The following is a 24119-nucleotide window of genomic DNA, read 5'->3' as shown; positions in this document are numbered from 1 at the left end:
GCACGCCTCCCCGCAGCCGTCCCGCCCTCCCGCAGCGGGATCAGCGGTGCACGGCCGTGCCAGCAGGCCGCACCGGACCGCGCGAGCCGTCGGAGGCGCTGCCGACCGCCGCGGAGGTCCGGGGCCATCTCCACGCGGAGCGCAGGATGACGGCCAGGAGCAGCACCTCGAGCCCGATGGAGAGGCCGTAGAAGGCGGCCCACTCCCAGGTCTCGCCGACCGCGTTGAACACTGTGATGGGGAGGTACAGCGATGCCACGACGAGGTTCGTCGCGCGGTTCGCCCGCGCAGGCAGGCTCATGGAGAGCATCACCATCATCGCCGGGATCGCGATCAGCGCGAGGAAAACCGTCAGCAGCCCGGGGCTGATCCGGAACGTGAAGACGACGCCGTCCCGGAGTCCGTCGAGGGTGCCGGGCTTGTAGAGGTGGAAGTAGTCGACGTAGACGTACAGGACCATGAAGCTGGCCCATGCGGCGGCGAGCCGGGCCTGCACCGGGATCGGCGGGTTCTCGAGCAGGGTCGGGGGTCTCGTGGAGAGGGGCATCGGTTCATCCTTCGTCTGGAGGGGATCGCAGGTCGCGGGCGGGGACTCCAGGTATCGAAGTGCGGCCCACACGCGGCGTACACCGTACGCGTACGGTGTACTCTGCGCGTACGCTGTACTCTTGTCAAGAGGTCCGAACGAGGAGGGTCATGTCTGCGCAGGAGCAGCGCGCGGTCGCCCCCGGCGCGGGGCTGAGCACCCGGCGCGTGGTGGACGAGGCGATCCGGCTCGCGGACCGCGAGGGCGTCGCGGGGCTGAGCATGCGCCGGCTCGCAGAATCGCTCGATGCCGGGGCGATGTCGCTCTATCGCTACGTGGCGAACAAGGGCGAGCTGCTGAACGCCATGATCGACGTCGTGTTCGCCGAGATCGACCTTCCGCCCCGTGATGCCGACTGGCGGTCGGCCATGCGCCGGGAGGCCATGTCCGCTCGAGCGGCCCTTGCCCGTCATCCCTGGGCGATCAGCCTGATGGAATCGCGGACCGCCCCGGGGCCGGCGAACCTCCGCCACCGCGAGGCGGTCACCGCCTGTCTCCGCAGGGCCGGATTCTCGGTCCGGACGGCGACCCACGCCGATTGGCTGCTCAGCAGCTATGTGTATGGCTTCGTGATGCAGGAGACCAGCCTCCCGTTCGACTCCGCGGACGAGCTCGCGGACATGGCCGAGGACGTCTATCTGCCCCAGCTGCCCCCCGAGGAGTTCCCCTACCTCCACGAGTCCGCCTCGGAGCTCACCGCCGCCGGCTACGACCCGGCCGAGGAGTTCCTCGTCGGCCTCGACCTCGTCCTCGATGCGCTCGAGACCCTGAGGACCTCCGCCTAGGGGCGCCCACCTCTCGGCGCGTCAGGGGCAGCCATCGCGCTCGGCGCCGTGCTCCTCAGCTCGGTGCCGAAGCATCCGGAGCACGGAGAAGGGCCAGGCGAGAACTCCGACTGCGGGAGTTCTCACCTGACCCGAATGGGGTGATCGACGGGATTTGAACCCGCGACCGCCTGGACCACAACCAGGAGCTCTACCAACTGAGCTACGACCACCATGTGCGGAGCATTCCCCGCAACGAGGTACCAATATACCGGCTCACCGGGGCGGTTCCCACCGGAACGGGCCGTGAGGGATGTGAGACGCGTTGCATCGCGGCGCGGGCCGGGCGGAGACTGGGGCCATGATCGTCGCCTTCTCCGTCCAGCCCACCGGTGAGCCCTCGGACCCGAGCATCGTGCGCGAGCTCGCGCCGGGCTCCGACTCCGCGAGCGTCCACGACGCCGTCGCCGCCGCGGTCCGCGTCGTGCGGGACTCGGGCCTGCCCCACCGCACCAGCTCCATGTTCACCGAGATCGAGGGCGACTGGGACGCGGTGATGGACGTCGTCCGCCGCGCCGCCGCCGAGGCCGGGCGCTACGGATCGCGCGTCTCCCTCGTGCTGAAGGCCGACATCCGCCCGGGCCACGAGGGCGAGCTTGACGGCAAGATCCGGCGGCTGGACGCCGCGCTCGAGGCCGCGGACGGCTGAGCCGCGGCCGGCCGGTTCGGACGTGCCGGACATGCACGAGCACTGGATGCGCCTGTGCGCGCTGCTGGAGGACGACCCGGAGGTCGCCCCCGCCGTCCGGCGCGCCCTGGAGGGCTCCGCGGGAGCAGACCCCTGGGAGGCCCTCATCGACGCCCTCGACGAGGCCGACGCCCTCGCCTACGTCCAGCGGGAGGACACCGGCTGCGAGCTGTCCGAGGCCCTGGCCCGGCTGCCCGGCGCCAAGCGCTGCGGGGCGGATCTCGAGGTCGTCGCCGATGCGTGGGGCGATCTGACCGCCGCGATCGGCGTCGCCGACGGCCTGTTCGCCCCGCACGGGCTGCGCCTGCTCCACCTGCCGGAGGATTCCGAGGCCGTGCCCCTGGTGCTGGTGCCGGTCGAGCGGACCGAGGAGATCGTCGCGCTCGCGACGCGGCTCGGCCACGGGGCCCGGTCCTTCGGCTGAGCCCCGTGGCCAGGGAGTCGTCCGGCCTGCTCAGCCCAGATCGGCGTCCAGCAGGTCGTCGCGCAGCGCGGCGGCCAGGGCCGGGGCGGCGGGCAGGCGGGCGATGAGCGTGGCCTGCAGGGCGTGGTAGATGTCGGGCTTGCCCGGCCAGGTCACGCCCTGGACCTCGTTGTCGGCGTCGAGCTCGTGGAACCAGGAGCCGCCCTCGCCGTCCAGCAGGTAGGTGGAGATGTACTCCCACCACTGCTCGTAGCGTTCCGCCCACACGCGATCCGCGGTGACCTGGTACATCACGGCGGCCGCGGCGACGGCCTCGGCGGCGACCCAGTGCATGCGCTCCTGGGCGACGGGCCGGCCGTCCCAGCCGACGGTGTAGACGAATCCGGGCTGTCCGTCCAGCCCGAAGGTCGCCGCGCCCTTCTCCATCAGCGCGGTCGCGGCCTCCAGCATCCAGTCGGGGGCCTGGCCGTCGGCCTCGATCAGGGCGGCGCGGCCGTGCAGGACCAGGCGGGCCCACTCGAACCAGTGGCCGATGGTCGCCCCGTAGGGGCGGAAGGGGTGCTTGGGCTCGTCCTTGTTGTACTCGAGCACCGGGTTCCACTGCAGGTCGTAGTGCTCCGGCAGCGCCCAGTCGTTGGCCCGGGCGAACTCGTCCACGGCCCGCTCGAGGATCCCGGCCGCGCGGTCCAGCCAGCGGCGCTCGCCGGTGACATCGGCCGCGGCCAGCAGCGCCTCCACGCAGTGCATGTTCGCGTTGATGCCGCGGTACTCGTCGACCACGGAGAAGTCGCGGGAGGCGGTGTCGGCGTGCAGGCGCGCCTCGGGCTCGAAAAACCGGTCCTCCAGGACCGCGAGGGCATCGGCCAGCAGGGCCCGCGCGCCGGGGCGGCCGGCGGCGGTGGCCGAGGCCGCGGCGAGCACCACGAAGGCGTGCGCGTAGGCCTGCTTGGAGTCGTCCACGACCTTCCCGTCGGCCACCGCGGAGAACCAGCCGCCGTGCTCGCGGTCGCGGAAGACGCCCTGCAGGGAGGCGATGCCATGGTCGGCGAAGCGGCCGAAGTCGGGCCGGCCCAGCAGATGCCCCAGGGCGAAGGAGTGCGTCATCCGGCAGGTGATCCACAGCTCCGCGGGACGGTCGAGGTCGACCTCGCCGTCCTCGTCGAGCCAGCCGAAGCCGCCGTCCTCGCGCACCGACTCGGAGCCGAACACGAGCAGGGCATCGGCCTCGTCGCCCAGCCAGGCGCGATGCGAGCGGCGATCCAGCCACGGCACCGCCGGGGACGGGGCGGGGGCCACCGCCGCGGACTCCTCGGAGCCCAGCTCGTGCCGACGGGCGGCCTCCTGGACCTGGGCGGTGGTGGGGCCGGGCTGGTCCACGAAGAGCACCTCTCGGTAGTACTTGAGCTCCTGGATGGACTCGCGGATGTCCGCGAGCGCACGGTGGCCGCCGTGCTTGGCGGGGGTGTTGTAGTAGACCCGCGGGAACCAGCGCTTGGACAGCTCCTTGAGGCTGGAGACGTCGATCGTGCGGTAGGACAGCCACTGCGCGAAGGCGGGCACGCCCGCCTCGAGGAACGCGCGGTCGGTGCCGACGCTGTTGCCGGCCAGCGGCGCCTTGCCCGGCTCGGGGCAGTGCTCGCGCACGTACGCGAGGCACAGCTCCTCGGCCTCGGCCAGGCTCATGCCGCCCTCGAGCTCCTCGAGCAGGCCGGAGGTGGTGTGCATGGTGCGCACGAAGTCGTCCATGCCCGCGAGCGCCGCGGCCGGGGGCTTGACGACGACGTCGACGCCGTCGCCGAGGATGTTCAGATCGCCGTCGGTGACGAGGACCGCGATCTCGACCAGGGCGTCGGCGTCCTTGTCGAGTCCGGTCATCTCGCAGTCGACCCAGATGATCTTGTCTGCTGCAGTGCGGGGAGAGGTGGTAGACACGGCTCCGAGCGTACCGTCCCCGCCGATGCTCCCGGGCCGATGCATGCAGGGCGGACCCGGGGCACGATGGGGGCGGAGCATCATCGTCCCGGAACGGAGCCGCCATGTCCGCCATCACCTCCTCGACCTTCCCCGCCTGGGTCGTCCGCGACGGGGAGGGCGGCACCTCCGCCGCTCTCGAGCAGGTCACCCCCGATCTCCTCGAGGACCGCGGCACCACCGTGCGGGTGCTGTATTCCAGCCTCAATTACAAGGACGCCCTGGCCCTGCACGGCCGGCCGGGCGTCGTGCGGCGCACGCCGCTGATCGCCGGCATCGACCTCACCGGGGAGGTCTCCGCCTCCGAGGACCCGGCGCTGCCTCCCGGCACCCTCGTCACCCTCGACGGGGCCGGCCTGGGGGAGGAGCACCACGGCGGCCTCGCCGCCCTGGCCGACGTCCGCGCGGAGGACCTCGTGGTGGTGCCCGCGCGCTTCAGCGCCGCCCAGGCCGCGGCGATCGGCACCGCCGGGCTCACGGCCGCGCTCGCCGTCGACGCCCTGGAGCGCCACGGGCTCACGCCGGATGCCGGACCGGTGCTGGTCACCGGGGCGCACGGAGGCTCCGGCGGCCTCGCCATCGCCCTGCTCGCGGGCGCCGGCTACGAGGTCGTGGCCGCCACCGGGCGCCCGGAGGCCGCCGATCGCCTGCGCGCCCTCGGGGCGCAGAGCATCCTCGACCGCGCCGAGCTCGAGGCGCCGTCCCGGCCGCTGGCCCGCGAGCGGTGGGCCGGCGCGGTCGACGCCGCCGGGGGACAGGTGCTCGCCTCGATCCTCGCCTCGCTGCGCCGCGGCGGCGCGGTCGCGGCGTTCGGGCTGGTGGGCGGCAGCGACCTGCCCGCGAGCGTCATGCCCTTCATCCTGCGAGGGGTGAGCCTGCTGGGGATCGACTCGGTGCGCATCTCCCCGCAGGCCCGCCGTGCCGCCTGGGACCGGCTCTCCCGGGATCTGGATCCTTCGCTGCTGGACGCGATCACCCGCGTGGTGCCGCTGGCCGCCGCGAAGGACGAGGCGGCGGCCCTGCTGGAGGGCCGCGGCACCGGCCGCGTGGTGGTGCAGGTGGGAGGCCGGGTCAGCTACCGCGGGACCGCCGCCGGCTGAGCCCCGGGGCGCCCCGGCGTCAGGGGGGCGGCGGCGAGGATCAGCTCCCGCGCCGTGACGAGCGCGCGGGAGGCCTCCTCCGGGGCGATGCGCACGAGGGCGAAGGCCGCGACGACCAGGCCGGTGACCGCATCGGCCAGCCGGTCCCGCGCGGCGGCCCCGTCCTCGGCGCCGCCGCGGGCGCGGATCCCGCGGCCGATGGCCTCGCGCAGCTCGGCCCGGTAGGCGGCGACGGTCGCGGCGACGGCCGCGTCATGGCCGATGGGCGCGCCGGCGGCGTTGATGAGGAGGCAGCCGCTGCGGGCGGGTCGGGACCCCTCGCGGGCGAGCGCCTCGCGCAGGGAGTCGAGGTAGTCCAGGACCGCTCCGGGGGCGACCTCGGGTGCGCGCAGGGGTGCCAGGCGCGGTCGGATCACCTCGTCGAGGTAGGACTGCACGGCCTCGTCGAAGAGCCCGCGCTTGGAGCCGAAGGTGTTGTAGATGCTCGAGCGGCGCAGGCCGGTGGCGTCCTCGAGGGCGGGCACCGAGGCGCCCTCGAAGCCGAGGTCCCAGAAGACCTCGCGGGCGGCGCGCACGACCGCCTCGCGCTCGAAGGACTGTGTCCTGGCCATCACGCATCCCCCTTCCGCTCGGAACCGCTCCAGCATATACTGAACCAATCATTACAGAATCGGTCCGGTGGCTCGGCTCACCGGGAAGGAGGGCCTCGTGCTCCTCGCAGGACTCGTGCTCTCCGGCATCGCCGCGCTCATCCATGTGCTCATCTTCCGGATGGAATCGCTGACCTGGACCCGGGAGTCCACCCGGCGCACCTTCGGGACCACCGCGCAGGAGGCCGAGGCGACCCGGGAGATGGCCTTCAACCAGGGCTTCTACAACCTGTTCCTGGCGATCGCCGTCGCGGTCGGGATCATCCTGGTCGCCGCGGGGCAGCTCGCCGTCGGCGCGGCCCTCGTGCTCACCGGCGCCGGGTCCATGGCCGCGGCCGCCACCGTGCTCGCGCTGTCCAGCCCCGACAAGCGCGGCGCCGCCCTGAAGCAGGGCGCGGCCCCCGCGCTCGGCGTGATCGCGCTGGTCATCGGCCTGATCCTGTGATCCCCGGCGGCTGCCCGCCGCCCGCACCCCCTCTTGGAAGGCATCTCATGACCGACACCTCCACCGCCACCCGCATCCTGCTGGACTCCCGCCCCGTCGGCTGGCCCACGCCCGAGAACTTCCGGATCGAGGAGGTCGCGCTGCCCGAGCTCGAGGACGGCCAGGTCCGGGTGCGCAACGAGTTCCTCTCGGTGGACCCCTACATGCGCGGCCGCATGAGCGATGCCCGCAGCTACGTCGCCCCCTACGCGCTCGGCGCGCAGATCACCGGCGGCGCCATCGGCCGCGTCGTCGCCTCCCGGGTCGACGGCATGCCCGAGGGCTCCGTCGTGCTGCACCAGCACGGATGGAGCGACGTGGTCCAGGGCGACGCCGCGACCTTCCGCATCGTCCCCGACATCCCGGGCCTGCCGCTGTCGGTGCGCCTGCACGTGCTGGGCATGACCGGCATGACCGCCTACGTGGGCCTGACCCGCATCGCCGCCCTGCGCGAGGGGGAGACCGTGTTCATCTCCGGCGCCGCGGGCGCGGTGGGCACCGCCGCCGGGCAGATCGCCCGACACCTCGGCGCCGGCCGCGTGATCGGATCCGCCGGCACGCCCGAGAAGGTCGCCCTGCTCACGCAGAAGTACGGCTACGACGCGGGCTTCGACTACCACGACGGGGACGTGCGCGAGCTGCTGGCCCAGGCCGCCCCCGAGGGCATCGACGTCTTCTTCGACAACGTCGGCGGGGACCACCTGCAGGCGGCGCTGGCCTCCTTCCGCGACGGCGGCCGGGCGGCCCTGTGCGGGGCGATCTCCAGCTACAACACGACCGACCGCGCCGCCGGGCCGGACAACATGGCCAACCTCATCACCCGCGGGCTGACCCTGCGCGGATTCACCCTGGGCGACCACCTCGACCTCTCCGCCGAGTTCCAGCAGCGCATGACCGGCTGGTTCGAGGACGGCGGGATCGTCTACGACGAGACGATCGTGGACGGCATCGAGAACACCGTGCAGGCCTTCCTGGACATGATGCGCGGCGGCAACATCGGCAAGATGCTCGTGCGCATCTGAGGTCCCCGGCCCCTGGTGGCGGTGCTCCGTGCGCGCGATACTGGCGTGCACGGAGCACCGCCGATCCGGGAGGCCATCATGTCCGCCGCCGCAGGAGACGAACCCGCCCTCGAGACGATCCCCGGCCGCCCGCCCGTGGTGGACGCCGCCGCCTGGAAGGCCGCCCGCGCCCGGTTGCTCGAGCGCGAGAAGGCGCACACCCGCGAGGGCGACGCGATCGCCGCGCAGCGGCGCCGGCTGCCGATGCTCGAGGTCGACGCCGCCACCGAGGTGGTCGGCCCCGACGGCGCGCTCCCCTTCCTGGACCTCTTCGCCGGCCGTGAGGAGCTGCTGGTCTACAAGCACATGTGGCATGACGGCGCCCCGCACCAGGGCCAGTGCGAGGGATGCACCATCACGGCCTGGAACACCCGGCAGACGGTCTACCTCGCCGCCCGCGGGATCTCCTTCGCGATCCTCACCACCGGGATCTGGGAGGAGGTCGAGCGCTTCGTCCACTTCATGGGGTACCCCCAGCCCTGGTACTCGGTGCGCGGGCTGCCCGAGCCCATCGGCGGGGACATGGGGTACCTGTGCTCCTTCCTGCGCGAGGGGGACCGCGCCTTCCTCACCTACTCCACCACCGGCCGTGGCACCGAGTTCATGGCGTACGAGCTCGCGATGATGGATCTGACCCCCTACGGCCGCCGCGAGGGCTGGCAGGAGGTCCCCGACGGCTGGCCCGGACCGATCGAGTCCGGCGCGCCGGTCGGCGGGCACGGCGCCCCCATCAGCGTGTTCTGGCGCACCGACGCCGAGGGCACGCCCACCTGGGGCCCGACGGGGCGCCCCGTCCCGCAATGGACCCGGCCCGGTGCCGCGCCCGTGGAGACGATGGGCCGGCACGACGACTGCTGCGGCGCGGCCGATGCCTGAGGTCGGGGCGCTCGCCGCCGGCCCCGCGGCGGCGAGCGATCCGGCGCTGGTCGCCGCGCTGAGGGCGGCCGGCTGCGTCTTCGCCGAGGAGGAGGCGGCGATCCTGCGCGAGGCCGCGGCCGATGCCGCGCACCTCCGGGAGCTGCTGGCCGCCCGCGTCGCCGGGGCGCCGCTCGAGCCGCTGGTGGGCTGGGTCGCCTTCCGCGGCCTGCGCCTCAGCGTCGGCCCCGGGGTGTTCGTGCCGCGCCAGCGCTCCGTGCTCCTCGCCGACCGCGCCGTGGCCGCGACCCGCGCGGCGGGGGAGGGCGCCGTGATGCTCGAGGCCTTCGCCGGCGTCGCCCCGATCGCCGCCTGCGTCCGCGCGGAGGTGCCGGGCGCGCAGGTCCACGCCGCGGAGATCGACGGGACCGCCCGCGGGCACGCCCGCCGGAACCTGGCCGACGCCTCCCGCGTGCACGGCGGCAGCGTGCTGGACGGCGTGCCGGAGGCCCTGCGCGGCCGCCTCGCGGTGATCGCGGCCGTGGCCCCCTACGTCCCCGATGCCGAGGCGGCGCTGCTGCCGCGCGAGGCGCGGGACGCAGAGCCGATGACGGCGCTGCTGGGCGGGGTCGACGGCCTGGAGCACATCGGCGCGCTGATCCTCCGGTGCGGACCGTGGCTCGCGCCGGGCGGGCACCTGCTGCTGGAGATGCACCGCCGGCAGATGGATCGGGCCCGGGCGCTCGGGGAGGGGGCGGGGCTGTCGGCGCGGCGCACCCTGCGCGCGGACGAGAGCACCGGGGTGCTCGAGCTCGCCCGGCGCTGAGCCGGGCGCTGCCGATGCGCGGCGGCGGGAGCTCAGCGGTGTGCGCCCGCTGAGGAGTCCGGGGTTCCGGCGGCGACGGAGATCGTCGCGCCGATGCTCGAGGCGTCCGCGATCGCGTCCAGCACCGCCAGGGCGAGGTCCGCCCGCGCGAGGGAGTAGCTCCACCGGACGTTCCCGTCCCGGCGGCTGCGGTAGCGGCCCCGACCGGGCCCGTCGAGCAGCCGCGGCGGGCGCAGGATGGTCCAGTCCCGATCGCTCGCGCGGATCCGCGCCTCCATCTCCGCCATGTCGGCGAAGGCGTGGCGCAGCAGACGGGAGATGATCGGCTTGGCGAGGTACCGGCTGAGCGGATCGTCCCCGTCCACGACCCCGCCGCTCGCGCTGATCGCCGCCAGGCGCCGGGTCCCGGTCTCCCGCATGGCGGCGAGGGTCAGGGCCACCAGATCCTGCTGGACCGTGCGCGGGCCGCCGGGGACGGGGCCGAGGCAGAAGGCCACCGCATCCGCCCCGGCGACAGCTCTCGTCAGCAGCGTCGCATCCCAGTCCCGTCCTGCGACCACGTGCTCCGGGTGCAGGTCCTCGTCCAGCCGGCTCTGTTCGCGCACCACCGCCGTGACCTCGTGGCCCGCCTCCCGGGCGCGCCGCACGACGGCGCTCCCGGTCCTTCCGCTCGCGCCGAGCACGCTGATCCTCATGGGTCCTCCTGGGGTGTGCCGGGATCTGCGTCCCGGAGGTGAGTGAACGCTCACCCACTATGCTGGCACGGTCGGGATCCGGCGTCAACGGTCGCGCCCAGCCGGTGCGGCGGGGAGGATGGAGCCATGCAGAACGACACGCGCGAGCGGCTGCTCGACGCCGCGGCGGCGGTGATCCGCCGGGACGGGCTGGCCCGGGCCACGACCCGCCTGATCGCCCGGGAGGCCGGCTGCTCCGAGGCGCTGCTGTACAAGTACTTCCCCGACAAGCAGGAGATGTTCCTGCGCGTCCTCACCGAACGGGCGCCGCGCATCTCCGAACCGGCGGAGCTCCTGGGCCGTGCCACGGTCCGCGAGAACCTGGAGCTGCTGGTGACGCAGCTGTACGCCTTCTACCGCGAGAGCTTCCCGATGGCGGCGTCGATCTTCAGCGACTCCGCGCTCCTGGCCGCGCACCGCGCCGGCATGCACGCGCAGGGCGGCGGACCCCACGGACCGCACGCCCTGGTGGCCGCCTATCTCGAGGCCGAGCAGGAGGCCGGCCGGATCGCGGCGGGCGTCGACGTCGACGCCCTCGCCCGCCTGCTGGTCGGGGGCGCCCTGCACGAGGCGTTCCTCGCCGCCTATGCCGGGGAGGACCGCGAGGCCGGGGCCGATCTCGCGCGGCGGCTGGTCGATGCTCTGGCAGGGGTCCCCGCATGAGCGCGGGAGCAGAGCTCGCCGCCCTCCTGCACGCCCTGGACACGGCGCGGCGGCACGTGATCGCGCAGGTCGAGGCGCTGTCGGAGGTCGACCGGCGCACCGCGAGGCTCCCCTCCGGGTGGACGCCGCTGGGCCTCGTGCGGCACCTGACGCTCTCGGACGAGCGCTACTGGTTCGAGGTCGTCATCGCCGGCGGATCGCTGGACTACTGGCCCGAGGGGGAGGACGCCGACTGGCACGTTCCCGTGGGAACGCCCGACGCGGAGGTCCTCGCCGCGTACCGCTCCGCCATCGCCGCCTCCGACGCGATCCTGCACAGCCACGACCTGGAAGCGGCCCCGCTGCGCCCCGAGCCCGAATGGGCCGCGACCGGAGCCTTCGCGGACGTGCGCACCATCATCCTGCACGTCATCATCGAGACCAGCGCCCATGCCGGCCAGCTCGACGCCGTGCGCGAGCTGGCCGACGGCGGGCAGTACATCGTGGTCTGAGGCGAGCCGTCCGGGTCGTCAGGGAACGGCTGGTGCGGTGTAGCGACGGACCGTCGCCCGGATCAGCTCCGCATGAGCGTAGATGTCATCGACGTCCTCGAGCAGGAATCGCTGCTCGACCTTGTTCTCGTCGAAGAGGCCGATGTGCTTCTTCGTCTTCCCGTTGAACCACAGCCGGGCGACGGTGCGCCTGTTGTTGTCGTCCAGCAGGATGGCGAAGTACGACTTGGAGTCGCGGTGCGTGATGCGCTGAGGCTTGACCTCGCTGCAGGCGATCGCCTTCACGATCTGATAGCCGGCGAGCTCTTCTTCCGTCGTCGTGACGTCAGATCCCCGCCGGTCCTCTCCTGCAGGTGGCACGAGTTCTCCGCTGTCATCGGCGGGCGCCTCGGGAGCGGAGGTGACGGGTGCGTCGGGTTCGGAATCTCCGAGCGCGGACTTCAGGCGGAGGTTCACCTGCTCCTTGAGGTACTGCTTGATCGCCTTCTCTGCGAGCGCAGAGAACTGCCGTAGGTTCTCCGCGGTGGCGCGCCTCTCCGAGACGCGCCCCATGAGGAGCTTCACGAGGTCGTTCGAGGGCTCGCGGAACTCGTTCGCGATCTCACGCTTCAGGGCGCCGACGTACTTCAGCTCTTCGGCCGAGCTGATGACCGAGTCGACATTGAACGTCTCCTTGGTGAGCTTCTGCAGCTCCGGGAGAATGCTCTCGTCGATGTCCAGGAGATCGAGAACGAGGAACGGCCGCTGATCCATGATGTTCGGTGCATCGAGGTCCGTGTAGAAGTTGTACACCTGGCCGTTGGTGAGGACTCCGATGCGCGCGTTCGTCACGGAGAAGTATCGGAAAAGCTGGGAAGCATGCTTGATGTGCAGTTCGTCGCCGATGCGCTTGCATTCGATGAGGATCTGCACCTCGGCGTCCTTCATGATCGCATAATCAACCTTCTCCCCACGCTTCGTGCCGTGATCCGCGGTGAACTCAGGCACGACCTCCAGCGGGTTGAACACGTCATAGCCGAGGACGCGGGAGATGAACGGCATGATGAACGCGTTCTTGGTCGCCTCCTCCGTCTGTATGGAATCGCGCTGCCCGCGCACCTTCGCGGCGACGTCGATGATGGATTCTTCGAAAGTCATTCTTTCCTCCCCTGATGATCGGGACGTGTCGGCGCTGCGCTGCGCGGTCCCTCGGGAAGTATCTCCGTGGGCAGGGACGCGTGGAGACGGTTCCGCGTCACGTTCTGATCTCGAACAGTCGAGCGGGGAGAGGCGCGAGGGCCTTCCCCCATCTCGGGCCTGCGCGTCATGCTGGCGTGCACCAGTCGCCCCGCAGCACGAGGAGCCCCGCGATGACCGATCAGCCCCAGGACGCCCCCACCGTCCGCGACAACCCCGCCGAGCAGCGCTTCGAGATCCACGTCGGGGAGACGCTCGCAGGCCTCTCCGCGTACCGAGACCTGGACATCGGCTCGGTGCGACAGCGCATCTTCTTCCATACCGAGGTCGACGACGCCTTCGCCGGGCAGGGCCTCGCCGGCATCCTCACCCGGGCTGCGCTCACCGAGTCCGTCGCCCGAGGTCGCCGCATCGTGGCGCTGTGCCCGTATGTGAAGCGATGGCTCGACTCCCACCACGACGTCGACGACGCCGTGGACCCCGTGGGCCCCGAGCATCTCCGCGCCGTCAGCTGATCGCGTGGGCCGTCCGACCGGAAGGTCATCGGCTCCGCCGATCACCTCTCGCAAGAGGTGCCCCGGTCCCGCTCTGCGGCGATGACGCGTGCCCGCGCCTGCACGAAGGTCGAGAGCGCGCTCAGGGAGGCGATCGCCGGTCTGCTCGCGGTGCGTCCTGCCCAGGCGCCGTATCTCTCGCCGGGCCCGGCGGACCGAGATCTCGGTGCTGGTCGCCCTCATCTCGCCGGCGCGGCGCCCGGCGGGTGGATGCGAGACGCCCGCCTCGAAAGCGGCGTCGCGAGGAGGAATACCGATTCCTCGATCACTCCGACCTGCTCGAAGGCCCGGAAGGGCGGATCGACGTCGGAATCCGCCTCGGTGATACCGTTCCCCTCGCGCGCCTCCCCAGAGCGAGGTGCTGCGCTGATTTTTTCCGCACAGGACGAACTGTTCACTCTTCGAGGGGGAGACACGTGAGCACGCTGTGGACATCCCCGAGGACGGGATACACCTACGACGTCACGAGTCGCGACAACCACGGATATTGGAAGGTCGTCGACGCGCCGACCTTCGTCACCTTCGGTGCGGTGATGTCGCAGCTGGCGGTGCTGGGCGGTGTCTTCACGGTTGCGGGGATGTTCTCCGCATTCGGGGTCGCGTTCCTGTTCGTGGGCATCACCATGGGGATCGCCCGCTGGTTCGTGACCCCCGTCCTCCTGGCGGTGGTGTGCCTGGCGCTGCTGGTGCTGCCGGAGGGCCGGCGTCGATGGCCGCTCCTGGTGGGAGGCGCCGCCTTCTGCCTTCTCATCCTGCTTCCGGGGACGCTGGCGTCCATGTATCTGCTGGGGCCGGGCATCCACACCGTGGGCACCGGCTATGCCTGGGCGGCGAGCCTCCCGCTGGTGCCCGTCATGTTCTTCGTCATGGCCGTGTGGCTGGCGATCCGCCGATCAGTGTGGGGCATGGTGCTCTCGCTGCTCATGGGCGCGATGACAGGGCTGATGTCTCTCCTGTCGTGGGTCGACACCCTGGCCGGTGCCCACCAGGTCACGGGGTGGGTTCCGCCGGCCGCTGGTCCCATGGCGATGGACAACATCCTGAGCGTGCTCACCTACCTGGTCGTGGCCGCGCTCCTCGCAGTGGTGTCGGGGCAGGTGTCCGTGTCGCTGGAACGGAGGATGCTCTCGCGCAGCGCCGTCGCCCGGCAGGACGTGACGGCAACGGCGACGGCACAGTCCCCGGGTTGAATCCGTCGCGCATCTGGTCCCCGAGAGCTGTCGCCGTGAAAGACCCGGAACGGCGCCCCCAGCAGGACTCGAACCTGCAACCTACGGATTAGAAGGCCGTTGCTCTATCCATTGAGCTATGGAGGCTGGTCACCGCGGCCGGCGCGGTGCCCGGTCGAGTGTACCGAGCCTGGCCCCGCTGCCGGCGCGATCCCGTCCGCGGTGAGCGCCGCGCCACGCTCAGCCCTGCCCGGTCAGCTCCCGCAGCTGCGCCTGGAGCTGTGCCTTCTCGACCTCGTTGCGGGTGAGGGCGATCGCCGACGCGCAGGCCTGGGCGGCCTCGTCGCGGCGGCCGAGGCGGCGGAGCATGTCGGCTTCCGCGGCGGCGAGGTAGGGGTAGATCTCGGCGATCGGATCGCTGCGCAGCGCCTCGAGGGCGGCGAGCCCCGCCGCGGGGCCGTCGCGGTAGCTCAGGGCGACGGCGCGGTTGAGCGCGACGACGGGGGAGGGCCATCGGGCCAGCAGCTCGTCGTACAGCGCGAGGATCTCCGGCCAGTCGGTCTCCTCCCACGAGGGCGCGGCGGCATGCGTGGCGGCGATGGCGGCCTGGATGCCGTAGCGCGTGATGCCCGCGCGCAGGCTTCGCTCGACCAGCGCGGCCCCCTCGGCGATCATGCCCTGGTCCCATCGGCCGCGGTCCTGCTGCGCGAGCAGCACCGCCTCGCCGGCGGGGGACAGGCGCGCCGTGCGGCGGGCGTCGGTGAGCAGCACGAGGGCGAGCAGCCCCGATACGCGGGGATCGCGCGGCACCAGGTCGTGCAGCAGGCGGGCCAGACGGGTCCCGGTCTCGAGCAGATCCTCGCGGTGCAGGGCCTCGCCGGAGAACGCCGTGTGCCCGGTCGTCACCACCAGATGCACCACGGCGAGGGCGCCGTCCAGACGCTCGTCGAGCTCCTCGGGCGCGGGGGCGCGGAAGGGGATGCGGGCCTGCGCGATCTTCTTCTTGGCGCGGGTCAGGCGGGCTGCCATCGCCGATTCCTGGACGAGGAACGCCCGCGCGACCTCCGCGGTGGACAGCCCGCACACCAGGCGCAGGGTCAGCGCCACCTGCGCGGAACGGTCCAGGGCGGGATGGCAGCAGGTGAGGATCAGCCGCAGGCGGTCGTCGTCGAGACCACCGGCGACCACATCGGCCGGGTCGGGGGCGCGCTTCTCCTCGACGGCGAGCAGCGGCAGCGTGCGTGCGCCGACGGCGCCCCGGCGCAGGGCGTCCAGAGCCCGGCGCCGGGCGACCGTGGTCAGCCAGGCGCCGGGCCGATGCGGCACGCCCTCGCGGGGCCAGTGCTGCACCGCCGCGGCGAAGGCGTCCTGGGCGCAGTCCTCGGCGAGGTCGAGGTCGCGGGTGACCCGGACGGTCGCCGCGACGACGGCCGCCCATTCCTCGCGGTGCGCGGACGCGACGGCCGCCCGCACGGCCGCCGCGTCCGGCAGGGGTGCGGGATCAGCCAGGCTCGACCACCGGCCTGATCTCGACGCCGGAGGCGTACTCGGCGGCGGTCTCCGGCAGCAGGGAGGCGAGGCGGATCGCGGCGTCGAGATCCTCGGCCGTGATCACGTAGTAGCCGCCCACCACCTCCTTGGTCTCCAGGAACGGGCCGTCGGTGACCTCGGGCCGGGCCCCGCCGCGGGAGCGCAGCGTGGTCGCGGTGGTGGTGGAGGCGAGCTCGCGGCCTTCGAGGACCGCCTCTCCCGCCGCCTCTCGGAACCGCCGGTGACCTGCGCCGATGCGGTCCTGCTCCTGCGGGGACATGCTGTCCCACGCCTCCTGGTCGCCGTGGATCAGAAGCATGTACGTACCCATCTCGTCCTCCTCGTGAGCGTCGCCGGGCCCCGCTGCGGGCCCGCTCGTCTCCTCGACGTACGAGCGCGCCGCCGGATCGACAGTCCGGTGCGGGAATCTGCGCCGGGATCGAGGCTACCGGGCGCCTGCCTGGCACCGCGGGCAGAGGAACACCGGTCGCGGCTGCGCGCCCTCGACGTCGGGCTGCGCCATCATCTGCCGCGCGATGCGGCCGTGGCAGCGACGGCACGGCCTGCCGGCGCGGCCGTACACCCACAGGTCGCCGTCGCGCCCCATCATCCCGCCGGTGGTCACGCGCACCGTGCGGTCCGCGTTGACGCTCAGCAGCCGATGGGCCAGGTCCACGAGCGCCCCCGGGTCCTGCAGTCGGGCGGTCGGGGCGAACGGCGAGATCCGCTGCAGGAAGCACAGCTCGCTGCGGTAGATGTTGCCGATCCCGGCCATCACCCGCTGGTCCAGCAGCGCCTGCCCGAGCGGCAGGTGCGCCTGGGCGCGGAGGTTCGCGACCGCCTCCTCGCGCAGATCCTCGTCCCAGTCCGGATCCAGCAGGTCGGGGCCCAGGTGACCGACCTCGAGATGCTCGTCCTGCGTGCGCAGCAGGTGCACCATCTTGATGTCGTAGCCGACGGCGCGGGTGATGGAACCATCGGCCCGGCGGGCCTCCAGGATCGCCCGGGCGGTGTGCGGGGCGCGGCGCTGGGCGGAGGTGTCCGAGCTGATCAGAGGCTTCTCGTCGACGAACCAGATGCCGTCCATCATGAGGTGGCTGTGCAGGGTCAGCGGCGCCTGCGGGCGATCCGCCGGCGGGAGCAGGCGCATCAGCAGGTGCTTGCCGCGGGGGAGGACCTCCTGGACGCTCCAGCCCACCAGATCCGCCTCCGCGTGGCGGGGCACCCGCAGCTCGGCGCGGGTGAGGACGGCGCCGGCCAGCGCCTCGTGCAGGATCCGGCACTGCCGGAACACGGTGTCTCCCTCGGGCACGGTCACCGCCCTCCGGCGCGCAGGCGGATCGCACGGGGGGAGCGGTAGCAGCCGGCCTCGGCCATCGCCGCGACGACGTGCGCGACCTCCTCCGCCGCGATGGGGTGCCCGGCGATCCGCTCCACGGCCAGCGCGGGGAGCAGCGCGTCCTGGGCGATGGCCCGCACCAGCAGGCGCACGGCATGCGCGGTGCGGGCCGGGGACGCGTACCACAGCAGGGACTTCCCGCCCCGCTCGAGGACCGCGGCGACCTGCCCGTGATCCAGCACCACGAGGGAGCCGGCGCGGCGGGCGGGCCGCGGGGCGGTGCCCTCGGGCGGGGCGATGGCCGGGTCGGGCCACGGCAGCGCGGCGCCGTATGGGTTCGCCGGATCGGTCGCGGCCAGCACGGCGCCGCCGCCCGCAGGGGCGCCGTCCGCGGCCTCGCGGTGCGCGGCCAGCTCCCGGTCGCGGTCCCGCAGCCGGTCCACGGCGCCGGGCGGGGCGAACTGCGCCGCCCCCAGCCCGTCCACGAAGTAGCCGCGTCGCGCCGCGCCGCTCTCCTCCATCCGCGACAGGACGCGGTACATGGTCGCGAAGGATCCGGGGACGTCCTCGATGCCCATGCCGCCGCGGGTCAGCACGCCGTGCCGGTCCAGGAGCAGCGTCGCCAGCGCCGTCGCCCGGGCGGAGGGATCCACCGCCGGCACCTGCAGGGCGGACCACCGGCCGGAGCCCGCCGGGCCCGTCTCCAGCTCGGAGACGCTGTGCGCCCCCGTGCGCAGCATCGCGGCGGACAGGCGGGCCGCGCCGCGGCGGCTCGCGGGGCGGGAGCGGCCGCGCGGGCCGCGCGAGGGCTTCGCGGGGCCCTGGGCCAGGCCGCGCAGCGGGGCGAAGGAGTCGTTGGTGACGAGCGTGGAGAAGGCCAGCTCCCACAGCGCCTGCGTCAGCTGCGGCGGGTCCACGGCCCCGCCGCCGTCGGCATCGGCCGCGAGGGCCCGCAGGATCTCGGTGTGCCGCAGCGCGCCGGGCGCCGAGCGCAGCAGCGCGAGCACCCGGCCCGGCAGCGAGGCCGGGTCGATCTGCGCGGCGGCCTCCTCGATCGCGCCCGTGTCCAGGCCCAGCGGCAGGGCGTCGGCCAGGTGCAGCCGCACCCAGCCGTCGTCCGAGCCCAGACGGCCGTGGCCGGTCCACACCAGCTCGCCGCGGGAGAACATGCCGTCCAGCAGGGCGGGGGAGGCGTCGTGCAGCCGCGCCGGGAGGATCTGCGACTCCCAGATCGACAACGGCAGCGACACCCCGGTCAGCTGGTCGACCACCGAGAGCACCCCATCGCTCCCCGACCAGGCGGACCGGCCGGCGGCGCCCTCCTCGTCCCGCTCGCGCACCTGCTGCCACTGCCCGAGGAACCGGGCGTACGCGGCCGGGGCGACCGGTTCGATCTCCTTCCGGGAGGCGGCGAGGCTCGCCCGGCGGATCCGACGCAGCACCTCGGTGTCCACCCATTCGGTGCCCTCGCGGCCGGGGGTGAACTCGCCGCTGGCGAGCGCGCGGTCCGCCACCAGCGCCTCCAGCGCGCTGCGGGCGACGCCCGGGGCCAGGCCGTGGGCAGAGACCGCCTCCTCCAGCAGGACGGGGCCGCGCGATCGGGCCCACCGCGCCAGCAGCTCCTCGACGGGGCGGGCCACCGGCTCGAGGTGCGGGGCCGGGATGCCCGGGGGGAGCGCCGTGCCCAGGGCGTCCCGCAGCAGGCCGGCGTCCTCGATCGCCGCGAGGTGCTCGGTGCCGGCGATCCGCACCGTGATCCCCCGCCGGGAGGCCAGCAGCTCCTCCCGGGCGGTGCCCGCATCGGCCGCCGGATCCATCCGCCGGGCGATCTGCTCCGGGGTCAGGGGCCCCAGCCGTCGCAGGGCGTCGGCGAGGTCCTCCGCGCCGCGCAGCGCCCGCTCCGGGGTGAGGCCCTGGAGCTGCTGGACGACCAGGTCGATCGAGGCGGGGTCCAGCAGATCGCGCAGGCTCACGGTGCCCAGCAGCTCCGCCAGCAGGGTCTGGTCCAGGGCCAGCGCGGCCGATCTCCGTTCGGCGACGGGGGCGTCGGCGTCGTAGAGGAACTGCGCGATGTAGCCGAACAGCAGCGAGCGGGCGAAGGGCGAGGGCGAGGACGTCTCCACCTCGCGCACCTGCACGGTGCGCGCGCCGACCTCGCGCATGAGATCCACCAGCGCCGGGAGGTCGTACACGTCCTGCAGGCACTCGCGGGCCGCCTCGAGCATGATCGGGAAGTCCGGGTAGGGGCGCGCCACGTCCAGCAGGTGCGCCGCCCGCTGGCGCTGCTGCCACAGGGGAGCGCGCGAGCCCGGGTCCCGCCGCGGCAGCAGCAGAGCCCGGGCGGCGCACTCGCGGAACCGCGAGGCGAACAGGGCCGAGCTCCCCACGAGCCGGCGCACCTCCTCGTCGATCTCCTCCGGCGAGAAGACGAACAGATCCGCGCCGGGAGGCTCCTCCCCGTGGGGGATGCGCAGGACGATGCCGTCGTCCGCGGCCATCACCTGGCCGTCCAGCCCGTAGCGGTCCTGCACGCGGGCGCCGACGGCCAGGGCCCACGGCGCCGTGATCCGCTGGCCCAGGGCGCAGTGCAGCACGACGCGCCAGTCCCCCAGCTCGTCGGGGAACCGTTCGATGACCAGGGTCTGCTCGCCCGGGACGGTGCCGGTGGCCTCCTCCTGGCCGCGCAGGTAGCTCAGCACCGCCCCCTGGGCGTTCTCGTCCAGGCCGATCTCCGCCAGGGCGGCGCGGGCGGTCTCGGGGGCGGCCGCGGCGATCTCGTGGGAGAAGCCGGCCAGCGCCCTGCCGAGGGTCACCGGCCGTCCCGCGCCCTCCCCGTGCCAGAAGGGGATCCGCCCGGCCAGGCCGAAGGCGGGGGAGACGCTCACCCGGTCGTGGGTGATCTCCTCGATGCGCCAGCTGGAGGTGCCCAGGGTGATCACGTCCCCGCGGCGGGACTCGTAGACCATCTCCTCGTCGAGCTCGCCGACCCGACGGGCCTGCGAGTCGTCGTCCCCGGCGACGATGAACACGGGGAACAGCCCGCGGTCGGGGATGGTGCCCCCGCTGGTCACCGCCAGGCGCTGCGCCCCGGGCCGGGCCGTGAGGGTCCCGGCCTCCCGGTCGAGCACCAGCCGCGGGCGCAGCTCGCTGAAGGCGGTCGAGGGATAGCGCCCGCACAGCAGGTCGATCGTCGCGTCGAAGAGCGATCGCGGCAGCGCGGCGTAGGGCTGCGCGGAGCGGACCGTCGCGAACCAGTCCTCGACGTCGAGCTCGTCCATCGCCGCGGCGGAGACCGTCTGCTGGGCGAGCACGTCCAGCGCGTTGCGCGGCACCGCGAGCGGCTCGATGCGCCCGGCCAGGGACTCGCGCACGGTCACCGCCGCCCGCAGCACATCGGCCGAGTGCAGGGGGTGGACGATCCCACAGGAGACCGCGCCGACGTCGTGCCCGGCGCGGCCGATGCGCTGCAGCGTCGAGGAGATCGCCGGCGGGGTCTCGACCTGGATGACGAGGTCCACCGCGCCCATGTCGATGCCCAGCTCGAGGGAGCTGGTGGCGACCACGCAGCGCAGCTGCCCGGACTTCAGCTGGTCCTCGATGAGGTGGCGGTGCTCCTTGGACATCGACCCGTGGTGGGCTCGAGCCACGTCCTCGACCTCGCCCGCGTCCGGGGCGCCGTCCGGGTCGGACCGGGTCGGGTCCGGGGTCCCCGAGGTGGGGCCCATCGCCCAGGTCGCCGGGCCGGCCGGTGCCTCGCGGCCCGCCGCCGCGGCCGTCCGTCGGCGGTGCAGGACGTTCAGGCGGCTGGTGAGGCGCTCGGCCTGGCGCCGGGAGTTGGTGAACACGATCGTCGAGCGGTGGGCGAGGACCTCGTCGAGCACCGCCCGCTCCACATGCGGCCAGATGGTGCCGGAGACGTCGTCCTCGTCGACGGCATCGGCCGGAGGGTCGATCGCCTCGAAGTCGGCGATCGGCAGGCGCACGGACAGGTCGAGCTCCTTGGCGGTCGGCGGGCGCACCACCGCGACGTCCCGTCCGGGACCGGCGAGGAAGGCGGCGACCTCCTCGGCGGGCTCCACCGTCGCGGACAGGCCGATGCGCTGGGCCGGGCGCTCCAGCAGCGCGTCCAGCCGGGCCAGGGACAGCGCCATGTGCACCCCGCGCTTGGACCCGGCGACGGCATGGACCTCGTCGACGATCACCGTGCGCACATCGGCCAGCGAGTCCCGCGCCGAGGAGCTGAGCATGAGGAAGAGCGACTCCGGCGTCGTGATGAGGACGTCCGGCGGGGAGGCGACCAGGCGCCGGCGCTCGGCCGCCGGGGTGTCGCCGGTGCGCATGCCCACGCGCACCCCGCGCGCCGGGAGGCCCAGCCGCTCCGCGCTGCGCTGCGTGCCCACCAGCGGCGAGGTGAGGTTCCGTTCGACGTCCGCGCCGAGCGCCTTGAGCGGGGACAGGTACAGCACCGACACCCCGGAGCGTCGCTGCGGGGCCTCGGCCGGGGGAGCGAACATGAGCTCGTCGATCGCCATGAGGAAGGCCGCGAGGGTCTTCCCGGAGCCCGTGGGAGCGATCACCAGGGTGTCGCGCCCCTCGCGGATCGCCGCCCAGGCGCCCGCCTGGGCGGGGGTGGGCACGCCCAGCGCCTGCTCGAACCAGTCGCGCGTGGCGGGGGAGAGCAGGTCCAGCGCCTCCCGCGCCGGGGCCGGATCCTCCGCCGGGGCGCCCCCGGGTCCTGTGGTCGTCATCGCCCCATTGTGGCGCGCCGCACCGACGCTCGATGTGTTCGCCCTGGATGAACGCGTGCGTCCCCGCCGGTCCCTCGGGCATGCCCGACCTCCCCATCCGCTGGTCGGGCATGGCAGGATTGCCGGAGGCGGAGACCCGTTTCCGGGCTGCGCGCACGTCAACCGAAAGGGATGAACGACATGGCGGAGTACACGCTTCCTGATCTCGACTACGACTTCGGAGCCCTCGAGCCGGCGATCTCCGGCCGGATCATGGAGCTTCACCATGACAAGCACCACGCGACCTACGTGAAGGGCGCGAACACGGCTCTCGAGAAGCTCGCGGCCGCTCGGGAGTCCGGGGACTTCGGCGCCATCAACCAGTTCTCGAAGGACCTCGCGTTCAACCTCGGGGGTCACACCAACCACTCGATCTTCTGGAAGAACCTCTCGCCCGAGGGCGGCGACAAGCCGACCGGCGAGCTCGCCGCCGCGATCGACGAGTACTTCGGCTCCTTCGACGCCTTCCAGGCGCACTTCACCGCCGCCGCTCTCGGCATCCAGGGCTCCGGCTGGGCCATCCTGGCCTACGAGCCGCTGGGCGGGAACCTCGTCATCGAGCAGTTCTACGACCAGCAGAACGGCGTCCCGGTCGCCACGATCCCGCTGTTCCAGCTGGACATGTGGGAGCACGCCTTCTACCTCGACTACCAGAACGTGAAGGCGGACTACGTCAAGGCGATCTGGAACATCGTGAACTGGGCCGATGTCCAGGCGCGCTTCGAGAACGCCCGCAAGACCACGGGCCTGGTCACCCCCGGCGCCTGATCGGCGCCCGCCGCGGCCCCCAGGGCCCCGGCACGACCGCTCGACGGCCGGTCCCCGCCCCGGGGGCCGGCCGTCGGCATGTCCGCTCCTCCTCCCCACCCCCGGGTTGTCCACCATCGGCGCGAGGCCCTGGTCCGCACCGGCACGGCGGACGACGCTGGTCGCAGACGGCATCGCCGGCGACGGGGACGGTCCCCGCCGCCCCGGGCGGGCCGAGGGAAGGACGTGAGGACATGAGGGACGTCAGGACCACCATCATCGGCAACGCGACCGGGGACCCCAGCATCCTGCGCGGCGGCACGGAGCCGTTCACCGTGCTGGTGCGCGTCGCGGTGAACGGACGCTACTTCGACAGCGAGACCGGCCGGTTCGAGGACCGCCGGGCCGAGTACTTCAACGTGTTCCTGCGCCGCCACCTGGCACGCCACGTGCTGCGCTCGGTGCACCGGGGCGATCCGCTGATCGTGACCGGGAGGCTGGGATCCTCGGAGTGGACCACCGTGGAGGGCCAGACCAAGCACTCGATGACCATCGAGGCGGAGGGCATCGGGCACGACCTCACCTTCGGCGCGACCGTCTACACCAAGGCGGACGCCTTCGAGACCCCGGACATGGATCCCCGCAGCGGCGAGGTGCTGCCGCCGCTGGAGACCAGGCCCCCCTCGGGCGGGCGGAGCTCCGGGGCGATGACCTCGGCCGCGGCCCGCGAGGAGGCCGAGGCCCGGGAGGCCGACGCGCTGGTGCCCGACGACGCGGAGGACCGGGTCGGAGGGGAGCCGCGCGAGCTCGTGGACCGCTGAGAGGACCCGGGGACCGCGGACGGGATCAGCCGTCGGGCGGGCTCAGCCCTCGGGCAGCTCGCGGAGGCTCTCGGCGAGGGCCTCCGCGAGCTGGGGCAGCAGCGCCGGGCCCAGCACGAAGCGGTCCGCGTCCGCCGCCCCGGGGGAGGTCTCGCCGCGATCGCGCCGCAGGGCGGAGTAGGTCGTCCCCTCCTGCGAGGCGGCGACCACCACCCGCAGCGCTCCGCCGCGCAGGGCGTCGGCGGTGCGGCGGGCGGCGTCGTCCGCCGCATCCAGGCTGCTGCGCCAGCTCTCCGCCGGCAGATCCAGCGCGACCGCCCCGCCGAAGGCGATGTCCGGCCAGGCGAGCTCGGCCAGCGCCCGCAGCGGGTCGTGGACGCGGGGCACGTCGTCGAGCTCGATCGGCGTGAGGTGCGCGGAGTCCGCGGCCAGGGCCAGGGAGGCCTCGTCCCCGAGCAGAGCGGCGATGCCCGGCTGGCGGGCCATCAGCTCCGCGCTGCGGGCCAGCGCGAACCAGCGCGGTGCGGCGAGGGCCTCCCCGTCGACGTGCCGGGCGATCTCGAGGACGGCGGCGGCGAGGGCAGCGGTCGGCGCGTCCAGAGGGTCGCCGTCGGAGGTGCGGGGCGCGGAATCGTTCAT

General features: G+C 73.4%; 24 protein-coding genes and 2 tRNA genes. 14 read left to right on the top strand and 12 right to left on the bottom strand.

All coding sequences use genetic code 11. The annotated features are described in order from the left end of the window. Positions 1-40: 40 nt before the first annotated feature. The gene (locus ABD234_RS03285; RefSeq protein WP_051487156.1) at positions 41-547 is read right to left on the bottom strand and encodes a DUF6326 family protein; all 507 of its coding nucleotides are present in this window, start codon (positions 545-547) and stop codon (positions 41-43) included. A gap of 149 nt (positions 548-696) precedes the next feature. Here ABD234_RS03285 and ABD234_RS03280 point away from each other — a divergent pair, with 149 nt between their 5' ends. Next, complete coding sequence (locus ABD234_RS03280) at positions 697-1371, top strand: TetR/AcrR family transcriptional regulator (protein WP_344354027.1); 675 nt, start codon at positions 697-699, stop codon at positions 1369-1371. A 136-nt stretch (positions 1372-1507) separates the two neighbouring features. Here the strand turns inward: ABD234_RS03280 and ABD234_RS03275 are convergent. Continuing rightward, a tRNA-His gene (locus ABD234_RS03275) sits at positions 1508-1583 on the bottom strand. Between the two features lie 128 nt (positions 1584-1711). Here ABD234_RS03275 and ABD234_RS03270 point away from each other — a divergent pair. Then, positions 1712-2059, top strand: coding sequence for a thiamine-binding protein (locus ABD234_RS03270; protein ID WP_038374404.1), 348 nt, complete (start codon positions 1712-1714; stop codon positions 2057-2059). A gap of 31 nt (positions 2060-2090) precedes the next feature. Then, entirely contained in the window at positions 2091-2522 is a 432-nt protein-coding gene (locus ABD234_RS03265) for a DUF6630 family protein (RefSeq protein ID WP_344354022.1), read from the top strand. A 30-nt stretch (positions 2523-2552) separates the two neighbouring features. On the opposite strand, the gene orn is transcribed toward ABD234_RS03265, so the two are convergent. Next, complete coding sequence (orn, locus tag ABD234_RS03260; protein ID WP_344354018.1) at positions 2553-4454, bottom strand: oligoribonuclease; 1902 nt, start codon at positions 4452-4454, stop codon at positions 2553-2555. 104 nt (positions 4455-4558) lie between these two features. Here orn and ABD234_RS03255 point away from each other — a divergent pair, with 104 nt between their 5' ends. Next, positions 4559-5593 (top strand): acrylyl-CoA reductase family protein, encoded by a 1035-nt coding sequence (locus ABD234_RS03255; RefSeq protein WP_344354015.1) that lies wholly within the window; start codon positions 4559-4561, stop codon positions 5591-5593. Here the strand turns inward: ABD234_RS03255 and ABD234_RS03250 are convergent. Continuing rightward, positions 5569-6204: a TetR/AcrR family transcriptional regulator gene (locus tag ABD234_RS03250; RefSeq protein WP_344354012.1), complete on the bottom strand. Its 636-nt coding sequence runs from the start codon at positions 6202-6204 to the stop codon at positions 5569-5571. The two genes, ABD234_RS03255 and ABD234_RS03250, sit on opposite strands and share 25 nt — an antisense overlap. 97 nt (positions 6205-6301) lie before the next feature. Between ABD234_RS03250 and ABD234_RS03245 the strand changes: the two genes are divergently transcribed. From ABD234_RS03245 to ABD234_RS03230, 4 genes are all read left to right on the top strand, one after another. Beyond that, positions 6302-6688, top strand: a complete 387-nt coding sequence (locus ABD234_RS03245; RefSeq protein WP_344354009.1) for a DUF1304 domain-containing protein — start codon at positions 6302-6304, stop codon at positions 6686-6688. Between the two features lie 47 nt (positions 6689-6735). After that, entirely contained in the window at positions 6736-7749 is a 1014-nt protein-coding gene (locus ABD234_RS03240; protein ID WP_344354006.1) for an NADP-dependent oxidoreductase, read from the top strand. A gap of 78 nt (positions 7750-7827) precedes the next feature. Then, positions 7828-8664 (top strand): DUF899 family protein, encoded by an 837-nt coding sequence (locus tag ABD234_RS03235; RefSeq protein ID WP_344354003.1) that lies wholly within the window; start codon positions 7828-7830, stop codon positions 8662-8664. Beyond that, positions 8657-9469 (top strand): class I SAM-dependent methyltransferase, encoded by an 813-nt coding sequence (locus tag ABD234_RS03230; RefSeq protein WP_051487157.1) that lies wholly within the window; start codon positions 8657-8659, stop codon positions 9467-9469. The genes ABD234_RS03235 and ABD234_RS03230 overlap by 8 nt, the downstream gene beginning before the upstream one ends. Positions 9470-9501: 32 nt before the next feature. Here the strand turns inward: ABD234_RS03230 and ABD234_RS03225 are convergent, their stop codons facing one another. Further along, entirely contained in the window at positions 9502-10164 is a 663-nt protein-coding gene (locus ABD234_RS03225) for an NAD(P)-dependent oxidoreductase (protein WP_038374411.1), read from the bottom strand. A gap of 126 nt (positions 10165-10290) precedes the next feature. On the opposite strand from ABD234_RS03225, the gene ABD234_RS03220 reads away from it, so the two are divergent. Beyond that, the gene (locus ABD234_RS03220; protein WP_038374413.1) at positions 10291-10866 is read left to right on the top strand and encodes a TetR/AcrR family transcriptional regulator; all 576 of its coding nucleotides are present in this window, start codon (positions 10291-10293) and stop codon (positions 10864-10866) included. Further along, entirely contained in the window at positions 10863-11357 is a 495-nt protein-coding gene (locus ABD234_RS03215; RefSeq protein WP_038374414.1) for a mycothiol transferase, read from the top strand. The genes ABD234_RS03220 and ABD234_RS03215 overlap by 4 nt, the downstream gene beginning before the upstream one ends. 18 nt (positions 11358-11375) lie before the next feature. Here the strand turns inward: ABD234_RS03215 and ABD234_RS03210 are convergent, their stop codons facing one another. After that, complete coding sequence (locus tag ABD234_RS03210) at positions 11376-12494, bottom strand: type I restriction endonuclease (RefSeq protein ID WP_344353996.1); 1119 nt, start codon at positions 12492-12494, stop codon at positions 11376-11378. 212 nt (positions 12495-12706) lie between these two features. Between ABD234_RS03210 and ABD234_RS03205 the strand changes: the two genes are divergently transcribed. Continuing rightward, positions 12707-13048: a GNAT family N-acetyltransferase gene (locus ABD234_RS03205; RefSeq protein ID WP_038374417.1), complete on the top strand. Its 342-nt coding sequence runs from the start codon at positions 12707-12709 to the stop codon at positions 13046-13048. Between the two features lie 455 nt (positions 13049-13503). Further along, positions 13504-14277: a hypothetical protein gene (locus ABD234_RS03200; RefSeq protein ID WP_038374418.1), complete on the top strand. Its 774-nt coding sequence runs from the start codon at positions 13504-13506 to the stop codon at positions 14275-14277. A 53-nt stretch (positions 14278-14330) separates the two neighbouring features. On the opposite strand, the gene ABD234_RS03195 is transcribed toward ABD234_RS03200, so the two are convergent. From ABD234_RS03195 to ABD234_RS03175, 5 genes are all read right to left on the bottom strand, one after another. After that, positions 14331-14403 (bottom strand) — tRNA-Arg (locus ABD234_RS03195). Between the two features lie 93 nt (positions 14404-14496). Then, positions 14497-15729 (bottom strand): RNA polymerase sigma factor, encoded by a 1233-nt coding sequence (locus tag ABD234_RS03190; protein WP_232226487.1) that lies wholly within the window; start codon positions 15727-15729, stop codon positions 14497-14499. Between the two features lie 28 nt (positions 15730-15757). Next, positions 15758-16117 (bottom strand): YciI family protein, encoded by a 360-nt coding sequence (locus ABD234_RS03185; protein ID WP_038374421.1) that lies wholly within the window; start codon positions 16115-16117, stop codon positions 15758-15760. 114 nt (positions 16118-16231) lie between these two features. Further along, complete coding sequence (locus ABD234_RS03180) at positions 16232-17098, bottom strand: DNA-formamidopyrimidine glycosylase family protein (protein ID WP_038374456.1); 867 nt, start codon at positions 17096-17098, stop codon at positions 16232-16234. A 2-nt stretch (positions 17099-17100) separates the two neighbouring features. After that, positions 17101-21873 (bottom strand): ATP-dependent helicase, encoded by a 4773-nt coding sequence (locus ABD234_RS03175; RefSeq protein WP_051487158.1) that lies wholly within the window; start codon positions 21871-21873, stop codon positions 17101-17103. A 180-nt stretch (positions 21874-22053) separates the two neighbouring features. Here ABD234_RS03175 and ABD234_RS03170 point away from each other — a divergent pair, with 180 nt between their 5' ends. After that, complete coding sequence (locus tag ABD234_RS03170; RefSeq protein ID WP_038374423.1) at positions 22054-22680, top strand: superoxide dismutase; 627 nt, start codon at positions 22054-22056, stop codon at positions 22678-22680. 233 nt (positions 22681-22913) lie between these two features. Continuing rightward, a complete protein-coding gene (locus tag ABD234_RS03165) occupies positions 22914-23480 on the top strand; it encodes a single-stranded DNA-binding protein (protein WP_051487159.1) in 567 nt (188 codons plus the stop codon). A 42-nt stretch (positions 23481-23522) separates the two neighbouring features. Here ABD234_RS03165 and ABD234_RS03160 read toward each other — a convergent pair whose 3' ends face one another. After that, on the bottom strand, positions 23523-24119 hold the full coding sequence (locus tag ABD234_RS03160; RefSeq protein ID WP_344353982.1) for a PPA1309 family protein: 597 nt from the start codon (positions 24117-24119) through the stop codon (positions 23523-23525).

It is taken from the genome of Brachybacterium phenoliresistens (genome assembly GCF_039530785.1).
GTDB classification, from domain to species: domain Bacteria; phylum Actinomycetota; class Actinomycetes; order Actinomycetales; family Dermabacteraceae; genus Brachybacterium; species Brachybacterium phenoliresistens.
The sequence above is the reverse complement of the archived record's forward strand: the minus strand, read 5'-3'. Positions and strand labels throughout refer to the sequence as shown.

Bases quoted from the DNA above. Each gene is read 5' to 3' on its own strand.
- ABD234_RS03285 (WP_051487156.1), bottom strand. From the start codon at position 547: ATGCCCCTCTCCACGAGACCCCCGACCCTGCTCGAGAACCCGCCGATC.
- ABD234_RS03280 (WP_344354027.1), top strand. From the start codon at position 697: ATGTCTGCGCAGGAGCAGCGCGCGGTCGCCCCCGGCGCGGGGCTGAGC.
- ABD234_RS03270 (WP_038374404.1), top strand. From the start codon at position 1,712: ATGATCGTCGCCTTCTCCGTCCAGCCCACCGGTGAGCCCTCGGACCCG.
- ABD234_RS03265 (WP_344354022.1), top strand. From the start codon at position 2,091: ATGCACGAGCACTGGATGCGCCTGTGCGCGCTGCTGGAGGACGACCCG.
- ABD234_RS03255 (WP_344354015.1), top strand. From the start codon at position 4,559: ATGTCCGCCATCACCTCCTCGACCTTCCCCGCCTGGGTCGTCCGCGAC.
- ABD234_RS03250 (WP_344354012.1), bottom strand. From the start codon at position 6,204: ATGGCCAGGACACAGTCCTTCGAGCGCGAGGCGGTCGTGCGCGCCGCC.
- ABD234_RS03240 (WP_344354006.1), top strand. From the start codon at position 6,736: ATGACCGACACCTCCACCGCCACCCGCATCCTGCTGGACTCCCGCCCC.
- ABD234_RS03235 (WP_344354003.1), top strand. From the start codon at position 7,828: ATGTCCGCCGCCGCAGGAGACGAACCCGCCCTCGAGACGATCCCCGGC.
- ABD234_RS03230 (WP_051487157.1), top strand. From the start codon at position 8,657: ATGCCTGAGGTCGGGGCGCTCGCCGCCGGCCCCGCGGCGGCGAGCGAT.
- ABD234_RS03225 (WP_038374411.1), bottom strand. From the start codon at position 10,164: ATGAGGATCAGCGTGCTCGGCGCGAGCGGAAGGACCGGGAGCGCCGTC.
- ABD234_RS03220 (WP_038374413.1), top strand. From the start codon at position 10,291: ATGCAGAACGACACGCGCGAGCGGCTGCTCGACGCCGCGGCGGCGGTG.
- ABD234_RS03215 (WP_038374414.1), top strand. From the start codon at position 10,863: ATGAGCGCGGGAGCAGAGCTCGCCGCCCTCCTGCACGCCCTGGACACG.
- ABD234_RS03210 (WP_344353996.1), bottom strand. From the start codon at position 12,494: ATGACTTTCGAAGAATCCATCATCGACGTCGCCGCGAAGGTGCGCGGG.
- ABD234_RS03205 (WP_038374417.1), top strand. From the start codon at position 12,707: ATGACCGATCAGCCCCAGGACGCCCCCACCGTCCGCGACAACCCCGCC.
- ABD234_RS03185 (WP_038374421.1), bottom strand. From the start codon at position 16,117: ATGGGTACGTACATGCTTCTGATCCACGGCGACCAGGAGGCGTGGGAC.
- ABD234_RS03175 (WP_051487158.1), bottom strand. From the start codon at position 21,873: ATGACGACCACAGGACCCGGGGGCGCCCCGGCGGAGGATCCGGCCCCG.
- ABD234_RS03170 (WP_038374423.1), top strand. From the start codon at position 22,054: ATGGCGGAGTACACGCTTCCTGATCTCGACTACGACTTCGGAGCCCTC.
- ABD234_RS03165 (WP_051487159.1), top strand. From the start codon at position 22,914: ATGAGGGACGTCAGGACCACCATCATCGGCAACGCGACCGGGGACCCC.
- ABD234_RS03160 (WP_344353982.1), bottom strand. From the start codon at position 24,119: ATGAACGATTCCGCGCCCCGCACCTCCGACGGCGACCCTCTGGACGCG.